Raw genomic sequence first — 24,062 nt, forward strand, 5'->3', positions numbered from 1 at the left:
TGACGCATATTCGGATATCGACGTGACGGCAAAAAGATGGAAAAGTGCCAGAAATGAAATCCGATTATGCACTTTGCTAAGTGTGTTTCGACAAAGTGATCGCTATGGACGACCTTGACCAAGAACTTCTAAGTGCGCTTCGCCATAATGCGAGAACGCCGGTATCCTCTCTTGCCGCGATGACCGGCGCGTCGCGCACGACCGTTGCCGCCCGCATCGACCGGCTTGTCGCAAGCGGCACCATTGCCGCTTTCACCATCCGGACCGGCCATGAGACACGCGCCGCCGGCGTTCGCGCCATCGTCATGATCGAGGTTCTCGGCAAACTCGCAGACCGGGTGGCCGATCAGTTGCGCGGTCTTCCGCAGGTGCGCGCGTTGCACAGCACCAACGGCAAATGGGATTTCGTCGCAGAGCTTGAGGATCGCGATCTCGTCTCCTTCGATGAGACGCTGCGCCGTATCCGGCTCATCAATGGCATCAATTCGACCGAAACCAGTATCCTGCTGAAAACCAGGAAGACCGGATTCTAGTATTCATGCTCGTAGACGATGCCGGCTTCGCCAGCACCGTTTCCGCCTGCAGCACCGCGCAATTTCACGCCACGCCCGATATCGAGATTGATGATCGCCTTGGCGCCTGCCTCGCCGCCCTGCTGTAATTCGAAATAGGTGCGCTCATTCAGATAGCGGCCGACGCTGACGCTTGTCTGCCCCTTCTCGTCGGTGCTGATATTGAGGTCGTCGACACCAAGCTGGTTGCGGAGTCCCTCGAAAAGCGAGGTCGAGCGTCCACCCGCTAGCTGGCTCACCGCATCGGCGAGCTGCGCGATCTGGACCGGCGAGAGCTTCGACATGGATTGGCCGAAGATCAGCTGCGCGAGCACCTCGTCCTGCGGCAGGGTCGGCGAGGACGAAAAGGTGATCGAGGGATCCGTAGCAAGTCCCGTGACGTCGACGGTGAGCGTCGTCGTTCCCGAAGTGGAGCTTGCTTCCATATCGAGCGTCGGCGTCAAATCGCCAGCAAAGGTAATACGGCTCCTGTCGGTAAAGTTCAGGCGCCGATTAAGGATGGTCAAGCGTCCGCGACGCATGGTGAAGCCGCCGGAAACGACGGGCGTTGCCGCCGTTCCTCTGATCGTAACACTGCCACCGAGTTCCGAATCGATGCCGCGGCCGCGGACGAAGATTTGCGAGGGCGCGTCAATCTGCAGATCGAGCGCGAGCATCGTGGATTTCTCGCCGGGCTTCTGCGCGTTTTCGTCGCGCAGTTGGGCACGCACCGCCGGTGGTGCATGGACGTGTTTGATGTTGATTTCGCGCAGTGAAGTCGGCAGCTTGTCCGGCACCGTGATCGATGCTTTTTCGACGTTCAACCTGCCGCTCAGCGTTGGGTTGGTGAGCAGCGGACCCCGGAGGCCGAGATTGCCGTCGACCGTCGCGACGACAAGCGTTCCGTCAACATAGACTGCCCTGTCGAGCCTAACCTCGATGTTTACCGGATAGCCGCTGCCCGGCCGGATCCCGATCGTTCCACTTGCCGTAACGCTGCCGCCGCTCACGAAATTGCCGCTCAGGCGGGAGATGGTGGCCTGTTCGCCATCCATGGTGATGTTGGCGGTGACATTGTTGAGCGCAAGGTTTCTGCGGACATCGACCAACTTGGCGCCGCTCGTCGTAATGGTCCCGTTGACGACGGGGCCGGCAGCAGTGCCGGTGACACGGAGGTCTATGTCGGCGGTGCCTTCCGCGACGAAGCCCTGCTGCGCCAGCTGTGCGCCCACTATGGCAAAGGGGAGGTTGCCGCGGAATTGCAGATTGAGGGCCCGGTTGCCGGTGATCGCGACGGTGCCGCCGCCCTTCATGGAAAGGCCGCTCTCGCCTATAAGGTTGGTATCAATCGTAAGGTTGTTGTTGGCGAGTTTGCCGCTTGCCGCGATTTCGAACGGCGAAAGGCCCGCGCCTTTGGTCTGGCCCGTTGCCGCATCCTTCCAGTCAAGCTTGAAATCGACGGTCGGTGCGGAAAGGGAGCCGGAAACCGATATCGTTCCGGAGATCGTTCCCGACGCGGCGAGACCGGGCACGAAGCCGTTTGCCACGCTCGCCGGAAGATTGGAGACATTGGCGTCCACCTTGAGGCTCTTGACGGCCGTCCCCTCTATCATGACATTGCCGCCGGCCTTCAGCGTCACGTTGCCGGCGCCGTTCAGATCGGCATTGAAGTCGAGCCTGTTGTTCGCAAGCCTGCCAGTCGCGTTCAGTGCGAGCTGGGACAGTCCTGCCTTCTTGGTGTGGCTGGTTGCCGCATTCTTCCAGTCGAGTTTGAAATCGGCTGCGGGGGAGGCGAGGTTTCCCGAGGCCGTAACCGTCCCTGAAATAATGCCTTCTGCTGCAAGACCTGGCACGAAATTGTTGGCTATGCCTGCCGGAAGATTGGCAATGTTGGCGTCAACGCTCAGGCTCTCCACTGTCTTACCGGCAAGCGCGGCATTGCCGGTCGCTCTCAGCGAGGCGCCATCGGCGCCACGCGCATTTGCATCGAAATCGAGCCTATTGGCGGCAAATTTGCCGCTCGCGCTGAGATCCAAGGAGGACAGCCTTACACCCTTGGTTTGGCTTGTGGCTAGGTCCTTCCAATCGAGCTTGAAATCAACGGCAGGTGAAGTCGGTGTACCGGAAGCGGTCACGGTTCCCGAGACCGTGCCGGAGGCAGCTAGGCCTGGTACGAAGCCGTTTGCGATGCCTGCGGGAATGTTGGCGACGTTGGCGTCGATCTGCAAACTCTGAACAGTCTCCCCCGTAACAACAATGTTACCCGCCGCTTTCGCAGCCACATTTCCCGCGGCATTCGCATTTGCATCGAAGTCGAGCCTGCTATCTGCAAATCTGCCGGTGGCGCTTAGCCCGAGCGCTTTCAATCCGGCGGCTTTGGTATGGCTTGTGGCCGCGTCCTTCCAGTCGAGATCGAAATCGACGGCGGGCGCAACAGGTGCTCCCGACGCTTTGGCGGTTCCTGAGATCGTGCCCTCCGCAGCAAGTCCGGGCACGAAGCTGTTTGCAATGCTTGCCGGGACATTGTTGAGATTGGCATTCACATCGAGGTTTTGGACCGTCGTTCCCGCGATAACGATATTCCCGTCCGCGCTCAATCCCATGTTGGCTGAACCGGTCAGGTCCGCATCGAAGTCGAGTTTGTTGTCTGCGAATTTCCCCGTCGTGCTTAAGTTAAGCGGAGCGAGACCTGCCTGTTTCGTATGGCTTGTGGCTGCGTCCTTCCAGTCGAGATCGAAATCGACGGCCGGCGCAACAGGCGTTCCCAATGCCTTGGCAGTTCCTGAGATCGTGCCCTCCGCAGCAAGTCCCGGCACGAAGCTGTTTGCAATGCTTGCCGGGACATTGTTGAGATTGGCATTCACGTCGAGGTTTTGGACCGTCGTTCCCGCGATAACGATATTCCCGTCCGCGCTCAATCCCATGTTGGCTGCACCGGTCAGGTCCGCATCGAAGTCGAGTTTGTTGTCTGCGAATTTCCCCGTCGTGCTTAAGCCAAGTGGAGCGAGACCTGCCTGTTTCGTATGGCTTGTGGCTGCGTCCTTCCAGTCGAGATCGAAATCGACGGCCGGCGCAACAGGCGTTCCCAAAGCCTTGGCAGTTCCTGAGATCGTGCCCTCCGCAGCAAGTCCCGGCACGAAGCTGTTTGCAATGCTTGCCGGGACATTGTTGAGATTGGCATTCACGTCGAGGTTTTGGACCGTCGTTCCCGCGATAACGATATTCCCGTCCGCGCTCAATCCCATGTTGGCTGAACCGGTCAGGTCCGCATCGAAGTCGAGTTTGTTGTCTGCGAATTTCCCCGTCGTGCTTAAGTTAAGCGGAGCGAGACCTGCCTGTTTCGTATGGCTTGTGGCTGCGTCCTTCCAGTCGAGATCGAAATCGACGGCCGGCGCAGTCGGCGTTCCCAATGCCTCGGCAGTTCCCGAGATCGTGCCCTCCGCAGCAAGTCCGGGCACGAAGCTGTTTACAATGCTCGCCGGGACATTGGCGAGGTCGGCATTTACGTCCATGTTCTGAACGGCCGTGCCGGCAATCACGAAATTGCCGTTCGCCTTGAGTCCCATCTTTGCTGCGCCCGATAGGTTCGCATCGAAGTCAAGCTTGTTATCGGCAAATTTGCCGGTGGCGCTCAGCCCGAGCGTTTTCAATCCGGCAGCTTTGGTCTGGCTTGTGGCCGCATCCTTCCAGTCAAGATCGAAATCGACGGCCGGCGCAACAGGCGTTCCCGATGCTTTGGCAGTTCCTGAGATCGTGCCCTCCGCAGCAAGTCCAGGCACGAAGCTGTTTGCAATGCTTGCCGGGACATTGTTGAGATTGGCATTCACGTCGAGGTTTTGGACCGCCGTTCCCGCGACAACGACGTTTCCGCGGGATTTCAAGGACAACCCGTCGGCGCCATCGACGGCTGCGTCGAAGTCGAGCTTGTTATCGGCGAATCTTCCGGTCGTGGCGACGCCGAGCGGCGCGAGATGCGCACTTTTCGTGTGGCTGGTTGCAGCATTCTTCCAGTCGAGTTTGAAATCCGCAATCGGCGCCGCCCGCGTACCTTTGACCGTCACCGTGCCTGAGATGGCACCTTCGGCGTTCAGCTTCGGCACGAAGCCGTTGGCAAGGCTTGCGGGCAGGTCGCTGATGACGGCATTGATGTCGAGCGTCTCGCCCGCCGAGCCGGTGACTGCCACGGAACCGCTGGCGGTTTTGACCGTGAGGCCTCTCAGCGCCGCCTGGCCGTCCGCAATCGCGATTTCGGCCGGTTGAGAAAGCTCAACCGGAATGTCGCGCGGCTTGCCCGAAAATCGGGCAAGCCGGATCGTCATGCCGCCGGCATTCGCTTCGAGATCGCCTTCAGCAAGCAGCGGATTATTGTCGTAGACAGCGTTAAAATCGAAGTTCGTACGGTTCTGTTGCAGTACGAAATTCAGCGCCGGTCCTGCAAGCTTGTTGGCCCCGGAAGAGATCTCGCCGGCCTTGATGATGCCATTGACGGCGAGGGCTTTGAGATCGGTGACGGTGACAGCAATATCAGGTCTCACGATCGAAAGCGTGTCGCGCTGCAGGCCATTTCCTGCGGCCGTCACCTTGAGCGCGATCTTGCCTTTGTCGTTGGCGATGTCGAGCACACCCTTGAGATCGCCTTGGGCTCTCTGTCCGCCAAGTGCTGCCAGCGGGCTGATATCCGGAAAATCGAAAGCGAGCAGGCCAGTCGCCTCGAAGCGTGAGGACAGCTGGAGATTGCCTTCCAGCCGGTTCCTGCCGACATCTGCACGGAAAGACGGAATGCTGATGATGCCATCTTTGGACTGCGCATCGGCATTGACGGTGATCGGCTGGCCATCGATCGTGCCTTTGGCATCGACGGTGCCCTGTGGTGCGGCAGGATCAACCGTGCCGGAAATGTTGACGTCCAGATCGCCAAGCGTGCGGCCGGCGGTGCGAAGGGTTGCGGCCTTCAGGTTTGCCTTTATCGCCAGTGCCGTCAGCGGGCCGCTGGCATTGACCGTATAGCTCGCCTCGCCTTCAGCGGTTTCCAGCAGCTTGCTTATATCGGGTACGCGGCCGGAAAGGTTGGCGGTGAGGGTTTCATCATCAAGCGTCACCGTGCCGGCGGTTTCGATCGTACCCGATTTGATGACGATATCCGAGAGATTGATCTTGGACGGAATGGTCCCGGCGACCTGCGTATCGATCGAGATCGGCGTAGCGAAGCGCGGCGCAATCGCGGGCGGCAGCGCGGCCGGTTGAACGGTAAGCTTCGCATTCCCCGTCAGCGTGTTGTCGGTAAGCTTGTAGGTGCCGTTGACGGTGCCGCTAGCATTGGCGCTTTCGAACGTCGTCCCGTTGAAACCTACGCTGTCGGCGGCGATCTGAAGCGGCGCGGCAAGAGCCACGGGGCCTTGTACCGCACGACTGATATCCGGATTCAGGAACATCGTATCGCCGGCAACCATCCGCAATTGAATGGCGCCCGAGCGCTTGGCGAGGTTGAAGGCATCGCTCTTTGCCGTCAGCTTTACGTTGCCGATCGTCGCCTGCGGCAATGTTGCCGCATCGAGGGAGGCGCTGGCGTTCAATCGTGCTGACTGCGCATCGCCGGTGAGAGCGAGGTTCAGGCCCGTGACCATGAAACGGGCTTCGCCATCGGCAAGCGGCCAACGAAAATCGACCGGACCTGACGTACCGAGCACGTTGGCGTTCAGGCTGTTGTTGCCCGCTCGGTCCAGAGTGCCGGATGCCGCAATGACGACGCTTCCGGTCGCTATGTTGCCGGTCTGGATGTCAAGTTTGCCCCTATTGTCGAAGGTGGCGGAGACATCGATGTTCGTCTGGCCGGAAAACAGTGGCCGGAAGGCTGGAGGCAGAAGTGTGCTCAGATCGCCGCCGCCCTTGAGATCCAGGTGGTGCAGACCATCCTGCGTGAGGGCGTGATGTCCTTTAATCGAAGCGCGCTCCTGGCCGTCCAGGGCGGCTTGAAGCCTGCCGTTCCAATCCGAAATCGGCCCTTCGCCGTCGACGACGATATCGACTGCAGGGTCGCCCGGCAGCGACAGGAAAGTCGCAAGTAGTCCACCCTTCGGTTCAGAAAGCTGCGCCTTCAGCCGCAGCCGGTTCTGATCGGGCATGAAAGCCATATCGGCTGAGAGTCTAGCGTCCGGCACGTCGCGGCGGCTGAGATTGATTGCAGCGATCCCGCCGTTCTGGTCGGCCCGCAGATTGCCGCCGGCCGTTAAAGTAAACGCACGCCCAGTGAACTGTTCGCTGAGGCTGACCTCCGGGACGGCGATCTTGTCGACATCGATTTTGATCGGCAGGATGAAACCCTCATCCTCACCGCTTGCCGGCGGCGACGGGATAGTGCGTACAGGCTTCCGAATAAGGTTGACCGAGCTGATGGAGATCTCGTTTGCGTGGAACGTGCCGCGGAGCAGCGCAAGCGGATTCCAGTCTATCGAGAGACCTGTTACCTGCGCGAATACGCCCCGCGTATCCGAGACCGTTATCTCCGCTGCGCGCAATCCGCCAGTCAACAGGCTGCTTGGTTCACGGACCGCGATCTTCATGTCACGGTTCGAAAGGATTTCTGCGACCTCTTCCGTGATGATGCGGGAGCCGAACGAGGTAAAGCCGACGATTGCGATCGCTATGGAGGCGAGGATCAGCATAATGCCGGTCGTGACGCCGAGCACCCGGATGGTCCAATTCACGAATTTCGTCAGCGTCTGCATGGAGGAGGAACTACCCCGTTCTCGTCATCATTCGCGGGTTTGAAATCCGCGAATATCGCATTCTAAAAAGACTGGCCGATCCCGGCATAGATGCCGTAACTCGTGCCATTCTCGTACTTGTTCAACGGTACGGCAAAATCAAGCCGCAGAGGACCAAAAGGCGTGGCGTAGCGAATTCCGATGCCGGCACCGGCGCGGATGTCGGAAAAATCGGGAAATTCCTCGCTCCCAACCGTTCCGACGTCGATGAAGGGGACGACGCCGATGGTTTCGGTGATCCGGACGCGCGCTTCCAGCGAAGCCGTGACATAGGATTTGCCGCCTGTCGCTTCGTTCTCCGCATTGTACGGCGAAATCTCTTGGAAGCCATACCCCCGCACAGAGCCGCCACCGCCGGCAAAAAAACGTCTTGTTGCGGCAATCTCGTGCAATTCTCCGCCGATCAGCAGGCCGGCGGCAACCTTGCCTGCAAAAACAACATTGTCTTCCGCACCGATTGACTGATAGCCGGATATCGAACCCTCGAAGGACGAATAGATGGCGCCGTTGAATGCCTCGTAGCTCGGTGTTGCTGCGAGCGTTGCCCGATATCCTTCTGTGGGGTTGAGTTTATTGTCGCGCGCATCGCGCTCGTAAGTGAGCGGCAGGGCGAAAGTCAGATACTCATTGTCGCCGAACGCGTCATCGTCCTTTTCATAGCTGATTTCAGCGCTCGCCGAGACGATATCCTGATCGGTCAGTTCATGAGACAGGCCGAGCGACGCTGTGATCAGCGAGGCATTGTAGGCATCTGGATTTTCGGTCTTTGCGAGAATGCCGGCCTTCAGCGTTGCCGCAGGAAAAAAGGCACCGGGCTTGGTGAAGAGAATGCCTGTAGAATAGTCAAGATTTGTGATGTCGTTTTCGCCAAGGCGGCCAACGGCTCCCTCGATCCGAAGGGATTCCGCTTCGCCGAAAAGGTTGCGGTGTCCCCAATAGCCTTGGACCCCTATGCCGTCGATCGTCGAGTAATTGGCGCCGAAGCCGAAATAGCGTTGCTTGCCTTCCGAGACCTCGATGGTCATCGGCAAGGTGCCGTCGGCAGCAAGGGTATCGGCTTCGTGAATGGTGACGCTCGAAAAAACGCCAAGCGCGCGTAACCGCTCGCCCGCCTTCTTGAGCGCCTCGGGAGAATAGGCTTCGCCCTTTTCGAGGCGCGAATAACGCTGGATGAAAGCAGGTTTAACAGCTTTCTGCCCCGTGACGCCGACATTGCCGATCGGGGCCACCGGACCGCCTTCCGTCGCGATGACGATATCCACGGTACTGGTGCTGTGATCGGCCACCACTTGCCGCGTGGTCAGCTTCGCAAGTGGTCTTCCTTCGCTCTTCAGCTGTTCGACGATCTTGTCACCGGCCTTGATGATTGTCAGCGACCCGGCTTCTTCGCCAGGTGCCAAATCGTAATCGGCGGGATTGCGGCTTGCAGCATCGCCGCCGAACTGCACTTCCTTGACGCGGAAGACGGGTCCCGGCTCGATTGTAACATGAACAGGGACTGGCTTCGACCGATCGAAAGTCGGATTGGGAGGCAGGTCATCGATATTCTTTCCGTCGATCGTGATTGTCACGACGCCACCGTAACGCGCTTTCTCATAGAGCGTCGCGATCAGGCGGTCGCGGTCGTCGCGCGCCTTGACGACAATTCCGAGATCGCCGGAAACCGGGCGATCTTCGTCGCCGATCAGACGGGAACTGTTCTCCAACGCTTCTTTGAGATCGGGATCGGCGGTATCGGTTGTGAGATCGGCGTCGTAGCGCACAGGATCGGGTACCTGCTCGCTCTCACTGTCGTCTTCGCCAAAAATGGTGATGCCGAAAAGCTTGAATGCATAGGCCTCGCCAGTCAGAACCGGTGAAAACGCAGCCGTTGCCGCGATCACCATCATGGTGCCTGCCCGCCGATACGCAAAACCCGATTTCGGTGTCTTCCCTCTGATATGCATCCGCCGCTTTTGATTACATGCGTTGCCCAGCCATTAACAGCTTAGCGGCAAAAATGCACGGGGTGTATCGATTTAAGTTATTTTCGAGCTAATTTAGCACGAAAAAATGAAAAATCCCGGTTTGAAGCCGGGATTTTCGGACCTTGCATAGCTACGTCTCGGCGTTACGGGCAATCGTCGATATAGCGGCGGCCATAACGATCGCGATAGTAGCATTGTCCAGGCTGTTCTGAGACGCGGCCAATGACGGCACCTGTGACGCCGCCGATTGCAGCGCCGACTGCCGCTCCGCGAACATTGCCTGTGGCGACGCCGCCGATCACCGCGCCGGATGCCGCACCGATCCCGGCACCCTGTTCCGTCGGCGTGCAACTCGCAATCGAGAGGCCGATCAGAGCGAATGCGATTACGTTCTTCATTTCTTTTCTCCAAGGTTGGCCGTCCTAGGCAGCCGCTGTCCCTTCCACCGTGTCTTTTTGATTCCACCGTGTCTTTTTGATAGTTAAAACTATGTCGCGACAAGATGGCGTCTACCTTGTGCTTGAAATTTTTGTGATCACGGTTCTTTTCAGCGCGATTCAGATGTCGTGCGGAATCTTGCGTTTATCCGTGAAGCAAATTTGATAGAGCGCCCTAAAGTAGCGGTTGATCACGAAGCGAAAAAGTCAAATGATGCTCCTGTGCCTGGAGGGCACGAGGAGGAAATTATGGCGAAGGTGAAACTGACGGTGAACGGCCGGGCGGTGAGCGGCGATTGTGAAGAGCGCATGCTTCTCGTCCATTTCATTCGCGAAAAACTTGGCCTGACGGGAACGCATGTCGGCTGCGATACCACACAGTGCGGCACCTGCGTCGTCGATATGGACGGCAAGTCGGTCAAGAGCTGCACGATCCTCGCCGTTCAGGCATCAGGCTCGTCTGTCACGACGATCGAAGGCTTGGCCGCGAATGGTGAACTTCATCCGGTTCAGGCCGCCTTCAAGGAACATCATGGGCTCCAGTGCGGATTCTGCACGCCTGGCATGGTGATGACCGCGGTCGACATGATCAGCCGTCACGGCGGACAGCTAGATGAACAGACGGTTCGCCGGGAGCTCGAAGGCAATATCTGTCGCTGCACTGGTTACCACAACATCGTCAAGGCCGTGCTTTCCGCCAACGCGGAGATGCATGGTGGCGCCAAGCAGGCTGCCGAGTAAGATTTCTCCAGAATTGCCTGGCTGACTGCCGAACACAATCCTTTTTGGCGGAATGCCTGGCCCGAAACCCCATTGGGAGGACGTCATGGGTGTCGAAGGAGTTGGTGCACGCGTCGCACGCAAGGAAGACAAACGGTTTTTGACCGGCAAGGGCCGCTATACGGACGATATGGTCGTGCCTGGCATGAAATACGGCTATTTTGTTCGCAGTCCGCATGCGCATGCCAAGATCGAGAGCATCGACACCTCGACTGCAAAAACTATGCCCGGCGTCATCGACGTGCTGGACGGCAAGCAATTGCTCGCCGATGGCATCGGCAACCTCATCTGCGGCTGGATGATCCATTCGAAGGACGGGTCTCCGATGAAAATGGGCGCGTGGCGCCCATTGGCGGCAGAGACAGTGCGCTATGTCGGCGATGCTGTTGCGATCGTCGTGGCGGATTCGCTCGGAGAAGCGCGCGACGCGGCAGAAGCGGTCGTTGTCGATTACGAGGAACTGCCGACCGTGATCGAGGCGGTTGATGCGCTGAAACCCGGCGCGCCGCAAATCCATCCGGAAGCGGCCAACAATCTGATTTTCGACTGGGAGATCGGCGATGCTGCCGCTGCCGACCAGGCGATTGCGGAAGCAGCGCATGTGACTGAGGTCGATATCGTCAATAACCGTCTCTCCCCCAATGCGATGGAGCCGCGCGCGACGCTCGGCATCTACGATGCGGGCGAGGACCATTTTACCTGCTACACCACCAGCCAGAATCCGCATCTGGCGCGATTGGTCATGAGCGCTTTCTACAACGTGGCGCCGGAAAACAAGCTGCGGGTTATCGCGCCGGATGTCGGTGGCGGCTTCGGTTCCAAAATCTACATCTATCCGGAGGAGGTCATCTGTCTCTGGGCATCCAAGAAAACCGGCGTGCCGGTGAAATGGACTGCAGACCGCACGGAGGCCTTCCTTACGGATGCCCATGGCCGCGACCATGTCTCAAAGGTGAAGATGGCGTTCGACAAAGACCACCGTATCATTGGATTGAAGGTCGACACGATTGCCAATCTCGGCGCCTACATGTCGCTATTTTCGTCCTGCGTGCCGACTTATCTCTACGCCACGTTGCTTTCCGGCCAATATGACATCCCGGCAATCCACGCCAATGTGCGTACGGTCTATACCAACACCGCACCTGTCGACGCCTATCGTGGTGCGGGACGGCCGGAGGCAACCTATCTCCTCGAGCGGACCATGGAAACGGCGGCGCGCGAGCTCGGCGTTTCGCCGGCGGAACTCAGGCGGAAGAATTTCATCCGCGTGTTCCCGCATCAGACGCCGGTTATCTTGAACTACGACGCGGGCGATTATGAAGCCTCGCTTAACGCGGCGATGCAGGCGGCGGATTGGAACGGTTTTGCCGCGCGCAAGGCAGAGGCCGAGCGCCGCGGCATGAAACGCGGCATCGGCATGAGCTGCTACATCGAGGCATGCGGGCTTGCTCCGTCGCAGGCGGTTGGTTCCCTCGGAGCTGGTGTTGGCCTTTGGGAATCCGCCGAGGTGCGGGTCAATGCCGTCGGGACCGTGGAGGTCCTGACCGGATCGCACAGCCACGGGCAAGGACATGAAACGACGTTCGCACAACTCGTTGCGGGCCGGCTCGGCGTGCCGATCGACAGCATATCCATTGTTCACGGCGATACCGACAAGGTGCAGATGGGCATGGGTACCTACGGCTCGCGCTCTGGTGCCGTCGGCATGTCAGCCGTCGCCAAGGCGCTCGACAAAGTCGAGGCCAAGGCGAAGAAGATCGCCGCCCACCTCATGGAGGCGGATGAGAGCGATATCGTGATCGAAAACGGCGAGTTGAAGGTGGCGGGCACGGACAAGACGCTGCCCTGGTTCCAGGTGGCGCTTGCTGCCTACACCGCCCACAATTTGCCGGCGGGCATGGAGCCGGGATTGAAGGAGACGGCGTTTTACGATCCGTCGAACTTCACGTTTCCGGCAGGCTGCTACATCTGCGAGGTCGAAGTCGATCCTGAAACGGGCACGACAGAAATTATCCAGTTCGTCGCAGCCGACGACTTCGGCAATATCATCAACCCGATGATCGTCGAAGGCCAGGTTCACGGCGGCATTGCGCAGGGTATCGGTCAGGCGCTGCTTGAAGGCGTGCACTACGATGAAAATGGCCAGCTCCTGACGGCGAGCTACATGGACTATGCCATGCCCCGCGCCGCCGACCTGCCGTCATTCAAGATATCCCACCAAAACACGCCATGCCCGAGCAATCCGCTCGGCATCAAGGGCTGCGGTGAGGCGGGTGCGATCGGTTCGCCACCGGCACTGATGAACGCGATCACGGATGCGATCGGCAACAACATGCTGACGATGCCTGCCACGCCGCAGAAGGTGTGGATGGCAGCGCAAGCAACCCATTGAGGAGGAACGGCCATGTATCAGACGAACTATCACCGCGCCTCAACAGTCGATGAGGCCGTCAGCATGATCGCGGGTGCAACGGAGGGCAAATATGTCGCCGGCGGCATGACGTTGATCGCAACGATGAAGCAGCGGCTTGCCGCACCGAGCGATCTCGTTGACCTGCGCCATGTTGAGGCGATGAAAGGGATCAGCGTCGAAGGCCGCAGGGTGCGGATCGGCGCGGCAGTAACGCACGCGGAAGTGGCTTCTTCTACAGCTATTGGCGCGATCTGCCCCGCTTTGTGCAAACTCGCCGGACGGATCGGCGATCCGCATGTGCGGCATATGGGAACCATCGGCGGTTCGATCGCCAATAACGATCCCGCTGCCGACTATCCGGCCGCGACGCTGGCGCTGAATGCCCGCATCATTACGAATAAGCGCGAGATCGCAGCCGACGATTTCTTCACCGGCCTTTTCGAAACGGCGCTTGAAGACGGCGAACTGATCACCGCAATCACCTTCGAGGCACCGGAGAAGGCGGGTTACCTGAAGTTTCCGAATCCGGCGTCCCTTTATGCCATGACCGGAGTCTTCGTCGCGAGGGGACTGGGCGGCGTGCGTGTCGCCGTCACAGGAGCTGGTTCCAACGGTGTCTTCCGCCAACCCGCCATGGAGCAGGCGTTGAGTGCCAACTGGTCATCGGGCGCGATAGCGGGCGTCAATGTCGATCCGGCAGGATTGATGTCGGACCTGCATGCCAGCGCGGAATATCGCGCCAATCTGGTGAAGGTGATGGCGAAGCGCGCCGTTGCTGCGGCTGGTTAGCACGCCAAAAGGGAGCCGGCTTCGGGCTCCCTCAATCATACGAAAATGCGCTCCGGACGAGCGTAGCTGACGTGTGGTCGCGTACTTTTTATCTGGAATCATTCAAAAATATGGGCCATTTGCCGCAGTTGATGTTAAAGCGTGATGTAAGGGTTGACGCGCGATCGTCCGCTCAGCAAAACCGTCGCGCGATACTGGAGCACATGCATGGATTTCGAAGGTTTTTTTAGGAGCGAGCTGGACGGGCTTCACGCCGAAGGCCGCTACCGCGTTTTTGCCGATCTCGAGCGTCACCGCGGCCACTTTCCGCGCGCCACGCGCCATACGGCGGACGGTGCGAAGGACGTCACCGTCTGGTGCTCCAACGACTATCTCGGCATGGGCCAGAACCCGAAGGTGATCGAGGCGATGAAGAACGCCATCGACCACTGTGGCGCGGGTGCGGGAGGCACCCGGAATATCTCTGGCACCACCCACTACCACGTCCTGCTCGAGCGCGAGCTGGCCGACCTGCACGGCAAGGAAGCGGCACTGATCTTCACCTCCGGCTACGTCTCCAACTGGGCAACCCTCGGCACGCTCGGCGCCAAAATCCCCGGGCTGATCATCTTCTCCGACGCGCTGAACCATGCCTCGATGATCGAGGGCATCCGCCATGCGAAGTGCGGCAAGGTGATCTGGAAGCACAACGACGTGGCCGATCTCGAAGCCAAGCTGGCGGCCGCCGATCCGAAGGCACCGAAGCTGATCGCGTTTGAATCCGTCTATTCGATGGATGGCGATATCGCGCCGATCAAGGAGATCTGCGACCTGGCCGACAAGTATGGCGCCATGACCTATCTCGACGAAGTCCATGCCGTCGGCATGTACGGCCCGCGCGGCGGCGGCATTGCCGAGCGCGAAGGGCTGATGGACCGGCTGACGGTGATCGAAGGCACGCTCGGCAAGGCCTTCGGCGTCATGGGTGGCTATATCGCCGCCTCGGCGGCACTGTGCGACTTCATCCGCTCGTTTGCCTCCGGCTTCATCTTCACGACGGCGCTGCCGCCGGCGCTGGCGGCCGGTGCGGTGGCCTCGATCCAGCACCTGAAGGTCAGCCAGATCGAGCGCGCCCGCCATCAGGACCGGGTGCGCAAGCTCCGAACGCTGCTCGATCAGCGCGGCATTCCGCATATGCCGAACCCGAGCCATATCGTGCCGGTGGTGGTCGGCGATGCGGCGAAGTGCAAATGGATCTCCGATATCCTGCTCGACAATTTCGGCGTCTATGTCCAGCCGATCAACTATCCGACGGTGCCGAAGAAGACCGAGCGGCTGCGCATCACCCCGACGCCGCTGCATTCCGATGCCGACATCGAACAACTGGTCACGGCACTCCATTCGCTCTGGTCGCGCTGCGCGCTGGCAAGGCAAGTCGCGTAAAGTCGATCAGCTTTTCCGTTGAATCAGGGCCGCCGTTAGGCGGCCTTATCGTTGAGCGCAACCAGTTTCGCTGCGAGCCTGCGGGCCTCGGCGTCGGCCGCAAAGACGTCATCCATCGTGTGTGCGCCGTCCGTGGCGGTCATCCTGTCCATGACTGCTTCGGCAATATCGGCCATCTGCAGGAAGCCGATCCGTTCTTCGACGAAGGCATGAAAGGCCACTTCCTCGGCGGCGTTCATAATGGCCCCTTGCAGGCCGCCTCGCTCCAATGCCGTGCGCGCAAGCCTGAGAGCGGGGAAACGCTTTTCGTCCGGCGCTTCGAAGTCCAGACGAGAGAGTTTTGCAAAATCCAGGCGCTCGACATTCAGCTTCGGCCGACGCGGATACTCCAACGCATAGCCGATCGCCGTCCGCATATCCGGGCTGCCGAGCTGGGCGATGATGGATCCATCCGTATATCCGACCATGGAGTGGACGACGGATTGTGGATGCACGACCACCTCGATCTGGTCCGGGCGGACACTGAAAAGGTGCTTAGCCTCGATCATTTCGAGTGCCTTGTTGAACATCGAGGCGCTGCCGATGGAAATTTTCAAGCCCATCGACCAATTCGGGTGGGCGCGTGCGGTCGCCGCAGTCACATTTGCCATCTCGGCACGCGACCATGTGCGGAAAGGGCCGCCCGAGGCCGTCAGGATAATCCGTTCGACGGCGTGCCGCTGATTTTCGTCAAGTGACTGGAAGATGGCGCTGTGTTCGCTATCGACCGGGATCAGCCGCCCGCCGCCGTTCTGCACTGCCTTGACGAAGAGATCGCCCGCCGAAACAAGGCATTCCTTGTTGGCGAGGGCGATCGTTGCGCCCTTGCGTGCTGCCGCCAGTGTCGGCACCAGCCCCGCCGTGCCGACGATGGCGGCCATGACCCAGTCCGCTTCGATGTCGGCGGCTTCCGCCAGTCCCGCAGTGCCCGCCGCAACTGCGATTCCGCTGCCGGAGAGCTCGGCTTTCAGCGATTTGTATTTGCCGTCGTTCGCAGTAACCGCGAGCCGGGCGCCGGTCGCTTTTGCCTGCTGTGCAAGCAGCTCAACGTTTTCATTGCCGGTCACTACGGAAATTTCGTAGTTCTCCCGGCCGCCGAGCTGCTGGATGACATCGAGCGTATTTTGTCCGATCGAGCCCGTCGAACCAAAGATGCTGAGGCGCCGCGGCGCATTTCTGCCGGTCGTCATGCCGATTTTTGCCGAAAATTTCCCATTAGCCTCTGGCTCTACAAGGCTTTGAAATGGGCGGCAAGTGTGCAGTGCAGCACTTTTCTACCGTTGAGTGGTTTACAGAACGAGCCTCGGATGTGATCCTGATGACAATTCCTGCAGGATTTCCACAGGATGCCGCAGTTGTTCAGCAGTCGCCTGCGACTGCTGCCGCGCTGCATGGCAACGGCATCTTATGCCGGGCCAGTTCATAAAAATGGGAGGAGTGAGAGGACGCGCGAAAGCGCGCATCGCGCGGGTTTTTGCGCATTGCGCGCTTGGCGCGATTGGATTTTGATGACTATGTTGAAGAGAGCATTATTATTGTCAGGCCTGTGCCTTTTGGGGGCTCTTCCGGCCAAGGCGGACAATCTTCTGATCTGGACTCCAGTGCGGGTTTCCGAGCAGTCTTACAAGACAACGATGGGCTTTCGTCTTCCATCCGAATGGGAAACGAGTGCCGGCGCCGACCTGGCGCTCGCGTCGACCGATGGCGAGGCCATCCAGCCCGGCTCCGAACAGGCGACGCTTTGGGGGAAGATCACAAAGGCCCGCGTCACACCGACAGGCAAGGCGCAGCAGGATGCAAGCCTCCGGATCGATACGCTGCGCGGCAGCGGTTCGCTGATGCTCAGCCGCTCGCGCAGCTTCATCCTATCGGACTCGCTCGACCTGCAGACAAGCCGGTTTGTCAGCGTCGATTACGATGCTGTCGAAACACGTCAGACGTCGGTGACGGCAACCCAGGCCCTGAAACTGATCTATCCGGGGACTGGAACGTCGATTTCTGCAGGAAGCAGCGTGACGGATTTCGGCAGGGATTTTTCGAGTTCAGTCGGTGTCAGCCAGACTATTCTTCCGAACCTCAATCTCAATGCGGCGGTCACCAATCCGCTTTCGTCCGGCAGCTCGGCCAGCGTCAACGTTAATTACCGGGTAAGCTGGTAGGTGCCTTTCGGCGGCTGAAACCAAGCTGGCTGTTTTCGCGTTTCTCCGCAATCCAACAGGAGGAACGACCATGATCTTCAAGGAGGCTACATTCCACGGGAAGCAGCCTGGAATAGCGGCGGAATCGGTCAATCATGCATCGCTTGAAAGGGCCGTGGCCGGCGCGCTTGCGACGGCTGGCGGCATCGACGCTTCGGACGTCGAAGTGACGGCCGAAGGCGACGACATCGTGCTCACCGGCGCGGTTGGCACCGTCGATGAAATCGAACGCGCAACGGCTGTCGCACGAGGCGTTCCGGGCGTACATGCTGTTCGAAACCGGATCTTGCTTGGCTGAATAGGCCACGAAGTGCCGTCAGCCATAAACAGACTACTGGAAAGTAGGGGCTCCTTGGCAACAGCAGTTTGCGCCCAGCCGAATCAGCCGGCAAAGCGCTCGGCAAGGAATACCGAGCCGCTGCCGGCCCCGCTGGCGCGGTCGGTCTTTTCGGTGGTGATCGGACCGGACGACTGATGAGCGATTGCGAGCAACAGGCCGCTGATCGCGATATAGGCAATTGCTAGGATGGTCATCTTTGTACGCATGACGAAACACTCCCATTTCGCTCCCAACGCCGGCCATGTTTCAAAGTTCCCCCAACGACATCGTGAGCGTGATGGCCGATGTTGCTTTTCCGTCACTTGCCGGGGGAAATGGATATCGGGTCAGGCCGATTTAGGCTGTGCCCTCGAAATGCCCGTTTGCGATGTGAGCAGTGTTGGCTGCCCGCACTTGCAACCAGGCGCGCGGCGTTACGATGTGCAGATAAGTGAAGACAGTTTGGATCATTCTTCGATGAGACACGTTATGTGTTTCAGAGTTTGTTCTTCGCCGGCTGAGCCCAATGCTATTCCCAGCCATGATTTTAGAAGGAGACCATGATGAAAAAGACCATTGTGATGATAGTTGCTGCGGCATCGCTGGCCCAAGCATGCGTGACGGCTGCAACTGCGGCCGACGTGATCCGGACCTACCAAGAGCCGGACGTGCGCGGCGGGGTCAAGATTGGCTTCCTGACATGCGATATCGGCGGCGGCTTCGGCTATGTACTCGGTTCAGCGAAGGAGGCAGATTGCGTCTTCACATCGAGTGCCGGTCAGGAGATTTCTGACCACTATACAGGCGACATCAGAAAACTTGGCATAGATCTCGGGTTTACGACCCGCAGCCGTCTTGCCTGGGCTGTCTTCGCGCCGACTGCCGGCTATCATCGCGGCTCGCTCGGTGGCCTTTATGTCGGCGCCGCGGCGGAAGCGACGCTTGGCGCAGGTGTCGGTGCGAATGTCCTGGTCGGTGGTACTGCTGGATCGATTCATCTCCAGCCTCTCAGCGTAACAGGCCAGCTTGGTCTCAACATTGCAGCGGCCGGCGCGTCGATGACGCTCACCCCGGCCTGACAAGTTCCGTTCTGCCCCTTCCGTCACAACGGGGGGGGCTAGGCTAACCCAGATGAGGAGTTTGATGTTTTTAGTCGGCAAATATAGCAAAAGCGACCGCTGGACCATGCAAGGCTTGCGGTCCGGGCTGTTTATGTCGGCTTGTGGTGAAGTCAAAATCGTAAGCGCAACTGACCACACGTGGTATCTTTCGACGTGCGGGAATCAACAGCAGCGGCATTAGAAGCTCTTTGCGGCCTCATGTCACGTCCTGAAATGTGCTGATATCGCACTGGCGCCTTACGAATTAGGATATACTATAGTTAGTTTGATTGGAGCCAAACGACCGGTGGATGCACATTTTTGTGCATTGCCATAGACGGCCGACAGGTGTCCAATCAATCCACGAAACATATTGATTCTCAACGAAATGTCGTTGCCATTGCAGTGGTTCGGCTATTTCGGGAGCCTGTGGCATAAACCTTGAATGGAGGGCCCATGCTGAATGAATCCGTGTTCGATGCGTTTACGCGTAACTATGAAACGCGGCGCGAAACAGAGATGTCCATCGCAGAATACTTGTCGCTCTGCAAACAGGAGCCGCTTGCCTATGCCAATGCGACGGAGCGTCTGCTTGCGGCGATAGGCGAACCGGAGGTATTGGACACCGCCAAGGATCTGCGCCTCGGTCGGGTCTTCATGAACAGGACAATCCGGACCTACCCAGCCTTCGTCGGCTTTTACGGCATGGAGGAGACGATCGAGCGTATCGTTTCCTTCTTCACGCATGCCGCGCAAGGGCTCGAGGAGCGTAAGCAGATCCTTTATCTGCTTGGTCCGGTCGGCGGCGGCAAGTCTTCGCTCGCCGAGCGGTTGAAGCAGTTGATGGAAGTTCATCCAATCTATGTGCTGAAGGCAGGCGACGAGGTCAGCCCTGTTTTTGAAAGTCCGCTCAGCCTCTTTGATCCAGCCACGATGGGCTCCCTTCTCTTTGAAGAATTCGGCATCCCAATGCGGCGGCTGACCGGACTTATGAGCCCATGGTGCCTAAAGCGGCTTGACGAGTTCGGTGGCGATATTTCCCGTTTCCGCGTCGTCAGATTGCAGCCTTCACGGTTGCGCCAGATCGCGATCGCCAAAACCGAGCCCGGCGACGAGAACAACCAGGATATTTCTTCGCTGGCCGGCAAGGTCGATATCCGCAAGCTTGAAACTTATTCGCAGAACGATCCGGACGCCTACAGCTATTCCGGTGCACTCAACCGTGCCAACCAGGGCCTGCTCGAATTCGTCGAGATGTTCAAGGCGCCGATCAAGATGCTGCATCCCCTGCTGACAGCGACGCAGGAAGGAAATTACATCGGTACCGAAAATATCGGCGCCATTCCCTTTTCGGGCATTGTTCTAGCGCACTCTAACGAGGCCGAATGGCAGAGCTTCAAAGCAAATAAGAACAATGAGGCCTTCATCGACCGTATCTGCGTCATCAAGGTGCCCTATTGCCTCCGCGTGACCGAGGAGAAGAAGATCTACGAGAAACTGATCGAAGGATCGGAACTCGCGGATGCTCCCTGTGCGCCGGGGACGCTCGAGATGCTGGCGCGCTTTTCGGTGCTTTCGCGCTTGCGCAAGCATGAGAACTCGACATATTTTTCCAAGATGCGCTCCTATGACGGCGAAAGCCTGAAGGAAACCGACCCGCGCGCCCGCAGCGTCCAGGAATATCGGGATGCGGCCGGCGTTGACGAGGGAATGGACGGAATATCGACACGTTTCGCCTTCAAAGTGCTTGCTTCGACCTTTAATCATCACACGAGCGAGGTGGGGGCCGATCCGGTTCATCTGATGTACGTTCTGGAACAGGCGATCCGCCGCGAGCAGTTTCCCGACGAAGCCGAGAAACGCTACATGGAGTTCATCAAAGCCGAACTTGCGCCGCGCTATGCGGAGTTCATCGGCAACGAGATTCAGAAAGCCTATCTGGAATCCTATGCGGATTACGGACAGAACCTCTTCGATCGCTACGTGGACTACGCCGATGCTTGGATCGAGGATGTAGACTTCAAGGATCCGGATACCGGCCAGCTCCTCGACCGGGAGCTGCTTAACCAGGAACTAACGAAGATCGAAAAGCCGGCGGGTATCGCCAACCCGAAGGATTTCCGTAACGAAATCGTCAAGTTCTGCTTGCGGTCGCGGGCGAACAACGCCGGGAAAAACCCGTCCTGGACGAGCTATGAAAAGATCAGGGAAGTGATCGAGAAACGCATGTTCTCTCAGGTCGAGGATCTGCTGCCGGTCATCTCCTTCGGCACGAAGAAGGACGGCGAAGCCGAGAAGAAGCACAGTGAATTCGTTTCGCGCATGACCACGCGCGGCTACACCGAAAGACAGGTTCGGCGCCTCGTGGATTGGTACATGCGCGTGAAGCAGGCAAGTTAACGCTCACGCGGGAGCCATCATGCACATTGTCGACCGCCGGCTGAATCCGCGCGGTAAAAGCTTAGAAAATCGTCAACGGTTTCTTCGGCGCGCGAAAAGCGCCGTGCAGCAGGCGGTGAAACGTTCTCTGCAAAGCCGTAATATTCGGGATGTGCTCGACGGTGGCGAAATTACCCTGCCGATTGACGGTCTGACAGAGCCGGGTTTCCGTCGGGGCGAGGGCGGCATCAGCGATCAAATTCTGCCGGGAAACAGAGCTTTTGTTGAAGGGGATATCATTCCCCGGCCGCCGGGCAGAAGCGGGGGGAGACCGAAAGAGGCAGGCGAAGGCGATGGCGAGGATGGTTTCCGTTTCGTGCTGACGCGCGAAGAATTCCTCGACGTCTTTCTCGACGATCTGGAACTGCCTGATCTTGCCAAGCGGCGGTTGACCGAAACCGAAGAGGAAAGTCCCGTGCGGGCCGGCTATTCGGTGTCCGGTTCGCCGTCCAACCTCGCCGTCGGCCGCACGACGCGGATGGCTATGATGCGGCGGATCGCGCTTCGCCGCCCGCGCATCCAGGAGATGGAGGCGCTTCGGCGCGAGATCGAGGAATGCGAAGACGACGAGAAGCGCGGGGCTCTTGAGGCTAAGCTCAAGGCGTTGACGGAAAAAAGCCGCCGCATTCCCTATATCGATCCGCTCGATGTGCGCTATCGCCGCTTCGAAACCGAACCGAAGCCGGTGGCGAAAGCCGTTATGTTCTGCCTGATGGACGTCTCCGGTTCGATGTCGGAGCATATGAAGGATCTTGCGAAGCGGTTCTACCTGCTGCTCTACCTTTTCCTGTCGCAGCGCTACAAGAAGGTCGAGATCGTCTTCATCCGCCATACGGACAAGGCCGAGGAGGTAGATGAGGAAACCTTCTTCTATGGTCCGGCGACGGGCGGAACGCTGGTATCAAGCGCGCTTGCGGCGATGCGAGCGATCGTTGCGGCGCGTTTCGACCCAGCCGAGTGGAATATCTATGCCGCCCAGGCTTCCGATGGTGACAACTCCTATTCGGACGGTACCATGACGGGGCAACTTCTGCGGCACGAGATTCTGCCGCTGTGCCAGTATTTCGCCTATATCGAGGTCGGCGAGGAAGATAGCGACTCCTCTGTCTCCCGCTCGCCGCTCTGGACGCTTTACGAAGGTATCCGTTCGGAACAGGTACCCCTTTCCATGCGCAAGGTGTGCCAACGAAATGAAATATTCCCGGTCTTCCACGAGCTTTTCCAGAAGCGTGATGCACAGTCGAAGGTTGCGCCATGACGACTACGGCCATGTCAAAGGAGCGACTGCTGTTTAACGGTTCCGACTGGGATTTTCCAACGCTGCAGCGCATTCATGATGCCTGCGAGGAGATCGCGCTCGGCGAACTCGGCCTGGATGTCTACCCAAACCAGATCGAGGTCATCACATCGGAACAGATGCTGGATGCCTACTCATCGACCGGCATGCCGCTCTTTTATCGTCATTGGTCATTCGGCAAGCATTTCGCTCATCACGAGGCTTTCTACCGCCGTGGCATGCGCGACCTTGCCTATGAAATCGTCATCAATAGTTCGCCCTGCATCTCCTACCTCATGGAGGAAAATTCGGCGACGATGCAGACATTGGTCATCGCGCACGCCGCTTTCGGGCACAACCATTTCTTCAAGAACAATTATCTCTTCCAACTCTGGACGGATGCTGATGGCATTCTCGACTACCTCAATTTCGCCAAGGCTTATATCGCCCGCTGCGAGGAGCGCTACGGTGAAGTTGAGGTCGAGCGTACGCTCGATGCCGCGCACGCGCTGATGTCGCATGGGGTGCACCGGCACGCCGGCAAAACGAAGGTCGACCTTCGTGACGAGGAACGGCGGGAACAGGAGCGCCGTGTCCATGAGGAGCAGGTATTCAACGATCTTTGGCGCACTGTTCCCGCCGGCAAGAAGCGCACGGCAGCCGATGTCGGCTTGGAGAAGAGACGCCTCGCCCTTGGCCTTCCTCAGGATAACATCCTCTACTTCCTCGAAAAATCAGCGCCGAGGCTGCAGCCGTGGCAGCGTGAGATTCTGCGCATCGTCCGCCATGTCGCGCAGTATTTTCACCCGCAACGCCAGACCAAGGTGATGAACGAGGGAACAGCCACCTACGTCCACTACCGGATCATGAACAGGCTTCACGAGCGCGGGCAGATCAGTGATGGAAACTTCCTCGAATTCCTGAAGTCGCATGCCAATGTCGTGTTCCAGCCCAACTACGACGATCGCCGTTTCTCGGGCTTCAATCCCTATGCGCTGGGTTTTGCAATGATGCAGGACATCGAGCGGATCGTGACTGCGCCGACAGAGGAGGACAGGGCGTGGTTCCCGGACATTGCCGGACGCGGCGATGCAATGTCCGTATTGCGTGACATCTGGGCCGATTACCGGGACGAGAGTTTCATCAATCAGTTCCTGAGCCCCAACCTGATCCGGCAATGGCGTCTCTTCCATCTTTACGATGATCCGGAGCAGGAAGAAGGAATCCTGGTTTCAGCGATCCATGACGAACGCGGCTATCGGCGCATCCGCCGTCAGCTTTCCCGCGAATACGACATCGGCTGGATCGACCCCGGAATAGACATCGTCGATGTCGACCTTGCCGGTGACCGCCGCCTTCTCTTGCGCCACAATGTCACGAACGATTGGTTTCTTCAGGAAGCCGATACGAAGCTCGTCCTGCAGCATCTCGCCAATCTTTGGGGCTATGATGTTTTGCTTCAGGAAATCGATAGTTCAAATGAAGTGGTGAAGGAACACACGGCGAGCCCCCGCAAGCCCATTCAGTGATACACCATTGTCATTGAGGGTTCTCTCTGGACGAAAGTG

At 58.8% G+C, this 24,062-nt stretch carries 16 protein-coding genes; 11 read left to right on the top strand and 5 right to left on the bottom strand.

Annotation, left to right across the window (positions count from 1 at the left end; all coding sequences use genetic code 11):
* Positions 1-104 precede the first annotated feature (104 nt).
* Positions 105-533, top strand: a complete 429-nt coding sequence (locus ACZ9BX_RS17375) for an Lrp/AsnC family transcriptional regulator (RefSeq protein ID WP_476219152.1) — start codon at positions 105-107, stop codon at positions 531-533.
* Here ACZ9BX_RS17375 and ACZ9BX_RS17380 read toward each other — a convergent pair.
* The 3 genes from ACZ9BX_RS17380 to ACZ9BX_RS17390 all read right to left on the bottom strand — a co-directional run bounded on the left by ACZ9BX_RS17380 (position 530) and on the right by ACZ9BX_RS17390 (position 9,680).
* The gene (locus ACZ9BX_RS17380; RefSeq protein WP_476219154.1) at positions 530-7,276 is read right to left on the bottom strand and encodes a translocation/assembly module TamB domain-containing protein; all 6,747 of its coding nucleotides are present in this window, start codon (positions 7,274-7,276) and stop codon (positions 530-532) included. The two genes, ACZ9BX_RS17375 and ACZ9BX_RS17380, sit on opposite strands and share 4 nt — an antisense overlap.
* 62 nt (positions 7,277-7,338) lie before the next feature.
* A complete protein-coding gene (locus tag ACZ9BX_RS17385) occupies positions 7,339-9,261 on the bottom strand; it encodes an autotransporter assembly complex protein TamA (protein ID WP_476219156.1) in 1,923 nt (640 codons plus the stop codon).
* 164 nt (positions 9,262-9,425) lie between these two features.
* Positions 9,426-9,680, bottom strand: coding sequence for a YMGG-like glycine zipper-containing protein (locus ACZ9BX_RS17390; RefSeq protein WP_476219158.1), 255 nt, complete (start codon positions 9,678-9,680; stop codon positions 9,426-9,428).
* A 288-nt stretch (positions 9,681-9,968) separates the two neighbouring features.
* On the opposite strand from ACZ9BX_RS17390, the gene ACZ9BX_RS17395 reads away from it, so the two are divergent.
* The 4 genes from ACZ9BX_RS17395 to hemA all read left to right on the top strand — a co-directional run bounded on the left by ACZ9BX_RS17395 (position 9,969) and on the right by hemA (position 15,123).
* Positions 9,969-10,460 (top strand): (2Fe-2S)-binding protein, encoded by a 492-nt coding sequence (locus tag ACZ9BX_RS17395; protein WP_087005940.1) that lies wholly within the window; start codon positions 9,969-9,971, stop codon positions 10,458-10,460.
* Positions 10,461-10,545: 85 nt separating this feature from the next.
* Positions 10,546-12,891, top strand: a complete 2,346-nt coding sequence (locus ACZ9BX_RS17400; protein WP_476219159.1) for a xanthine dehydrogenase family protein molybdopterin-binding subunit — start codon at positions 10,546-10,548, stop codon at positions 12,889-12,891.
* 12 nt (positions 12,892-12,903) lie between these two features.
* Positions 12,904-13,701 carry an FAD binding domain-containing protein gene (locus ACZ9BX_RS17405; RefSeq protein ID WP_476219160.1) on the top strand — a complete coding sequence of 266 codons (798 nt, stop codon included), beginning with the start codon at positions 12,904-12,906 and terminating at the stop codon, positions 13,699-13,701.
* Between the two features lie 207 nt (positions 13,702-13,908).
* Positions 13,909-15,123, top strand: a complete 1,215-nt coding sequence (gene hemA, locus ACZ9BX_RS17410; RefSeq protein WP_476219162.1) for a 5-aminolevulinate synthase — start codon at positions 13,909-13,911, stop codon at positions 15,121-15,123.
* A 35-nt stretch (positions 15,124-15,158) separates the two neighbouring features.
* Here the strand turns inward: hemA and dxr are convergent, their stop codons facing one another.
* Entirely contained in the window at positions 15,159-16,352 is a 1,194-nt protein-coding gene (gene dxr / locus ACZ9BX_RS17415) for a 1-deoxy-D-xylulose-5-phosphate reductoisomerase (RefSeq protein ID WP_476219164.1), read from the bottom strand.
* 318 nt (positions 16,353-16,670) lie between these two features.
* Here dxr and ACZ9BX_RS17420 point away from each other — a divergent pair, with 318 nt between their 5' ends.
* Both ACZ9BX_RS17420 and ACZ9BX_RS17425 read left to right on the top strand, forming a co-directional pair.
* The gene (locus ACZ9BX_RS17420; protein ID WP_132567788.1) at positions 16,671-17,321 is read left to right on the top strand and encodes a hypothetical protein; all 651 of its coding nucleotides are present in this window, start codon (positions 16,671-16,673) and stop codon (positions 17,319-17,321) included.
* 70 nt (positions 17,322-17,391) lie between these two features.
* Entirely contained in the window at positions 17,392-17,658 is a 267-nt protein-coding gene (locus ACZ9BX_RS17425) for a BON domain-containing protein (protein ID WP_476219166.1), read from the top strand.
* Positions 17,659-17,741: 83 nt separating this feature from the next.
* On the opposite strand, the gene ACZ9BX_RS17430 is transcribed toward ACZ9BX_RS17425, so the two are convergent.
* Positions 17,742-17,906 carry a hypothetical protein gene (locus tag ACZ9BX_RS17430; protein WP_165928298.1) on the bottom strand — a complete coding sequence of 55 codons (165 nt, stop codon included), beginning with the start codon at positions 17,904-17,906 and terminating at the stop codon, positions 17,742-17,744.
* A gap of 336 nt (positions 17,907-18,242) precedes the next feature.
* Here ACZ9BX_RS17430 and ACZ9BX_RS17435 point away from each other — a divergent pair, with 336 nt between their 5' ends.
* From ACZ9BX_RS17435 to ACZ9BX_RS17450, 4 genes are all read left to right on the top strand, one after another.
* A complete protein-coding gene (locus ACZ9BX_RS17435) occupies positions 18,243-18,758 on the top strand; it encodes a DUF992 domain-containing protein (protein WP_476219169.1) in 516 nt (171 codons plus the stop codon).
* A 477-nt stretch (positions 18,759-19,235) separates the two neighbouring features.
* Positions 19,236-21,179, top strand: coding sequence for a PrkA family serine protein kinase (locus ACZ9BX_RS17440; RefSeq protein ID WP_476219171.1), 1,944 nt, complete (start codon positions 19,236-19,238; stop codon positions 21,177-21,179).
* A gap of 19 nt (positions 21,180-21,198) precedes the next feature.
* Positions 21,199-22,476, top strand: a complete 1,278-nt coding sequence (locus tag ACZ9BX_RS17445) for a YeaH/YhbH family protein (RefSeq protein WP_476219172.1) — start codon at positions 21,199-21,201, stop codon at positions 22,474-22,476.
* Positions 22,473-24,023: a SpoVR family protein gene (locus ACZ9BX_RS17450; RefSeq protein ID WP_476219174.1), complete on the top strand. Its 1,551-nt coding sequence runs from the start codon at positions 22,473-22,475 to the stop codon at positions 24,021-24,023. The genes ACZ9BX_RS17445 and ACZ9BX_RS17450 overlap by 4 nt, the downstream gene beginning before the upstream one ends.
* Positions 24,024-24,062 lie beyond the last annotated feature (39 nt).

The sequence above is a fragment of the Rhizobium sp. USDA 3886 genome (assembly GCF_056279785.1).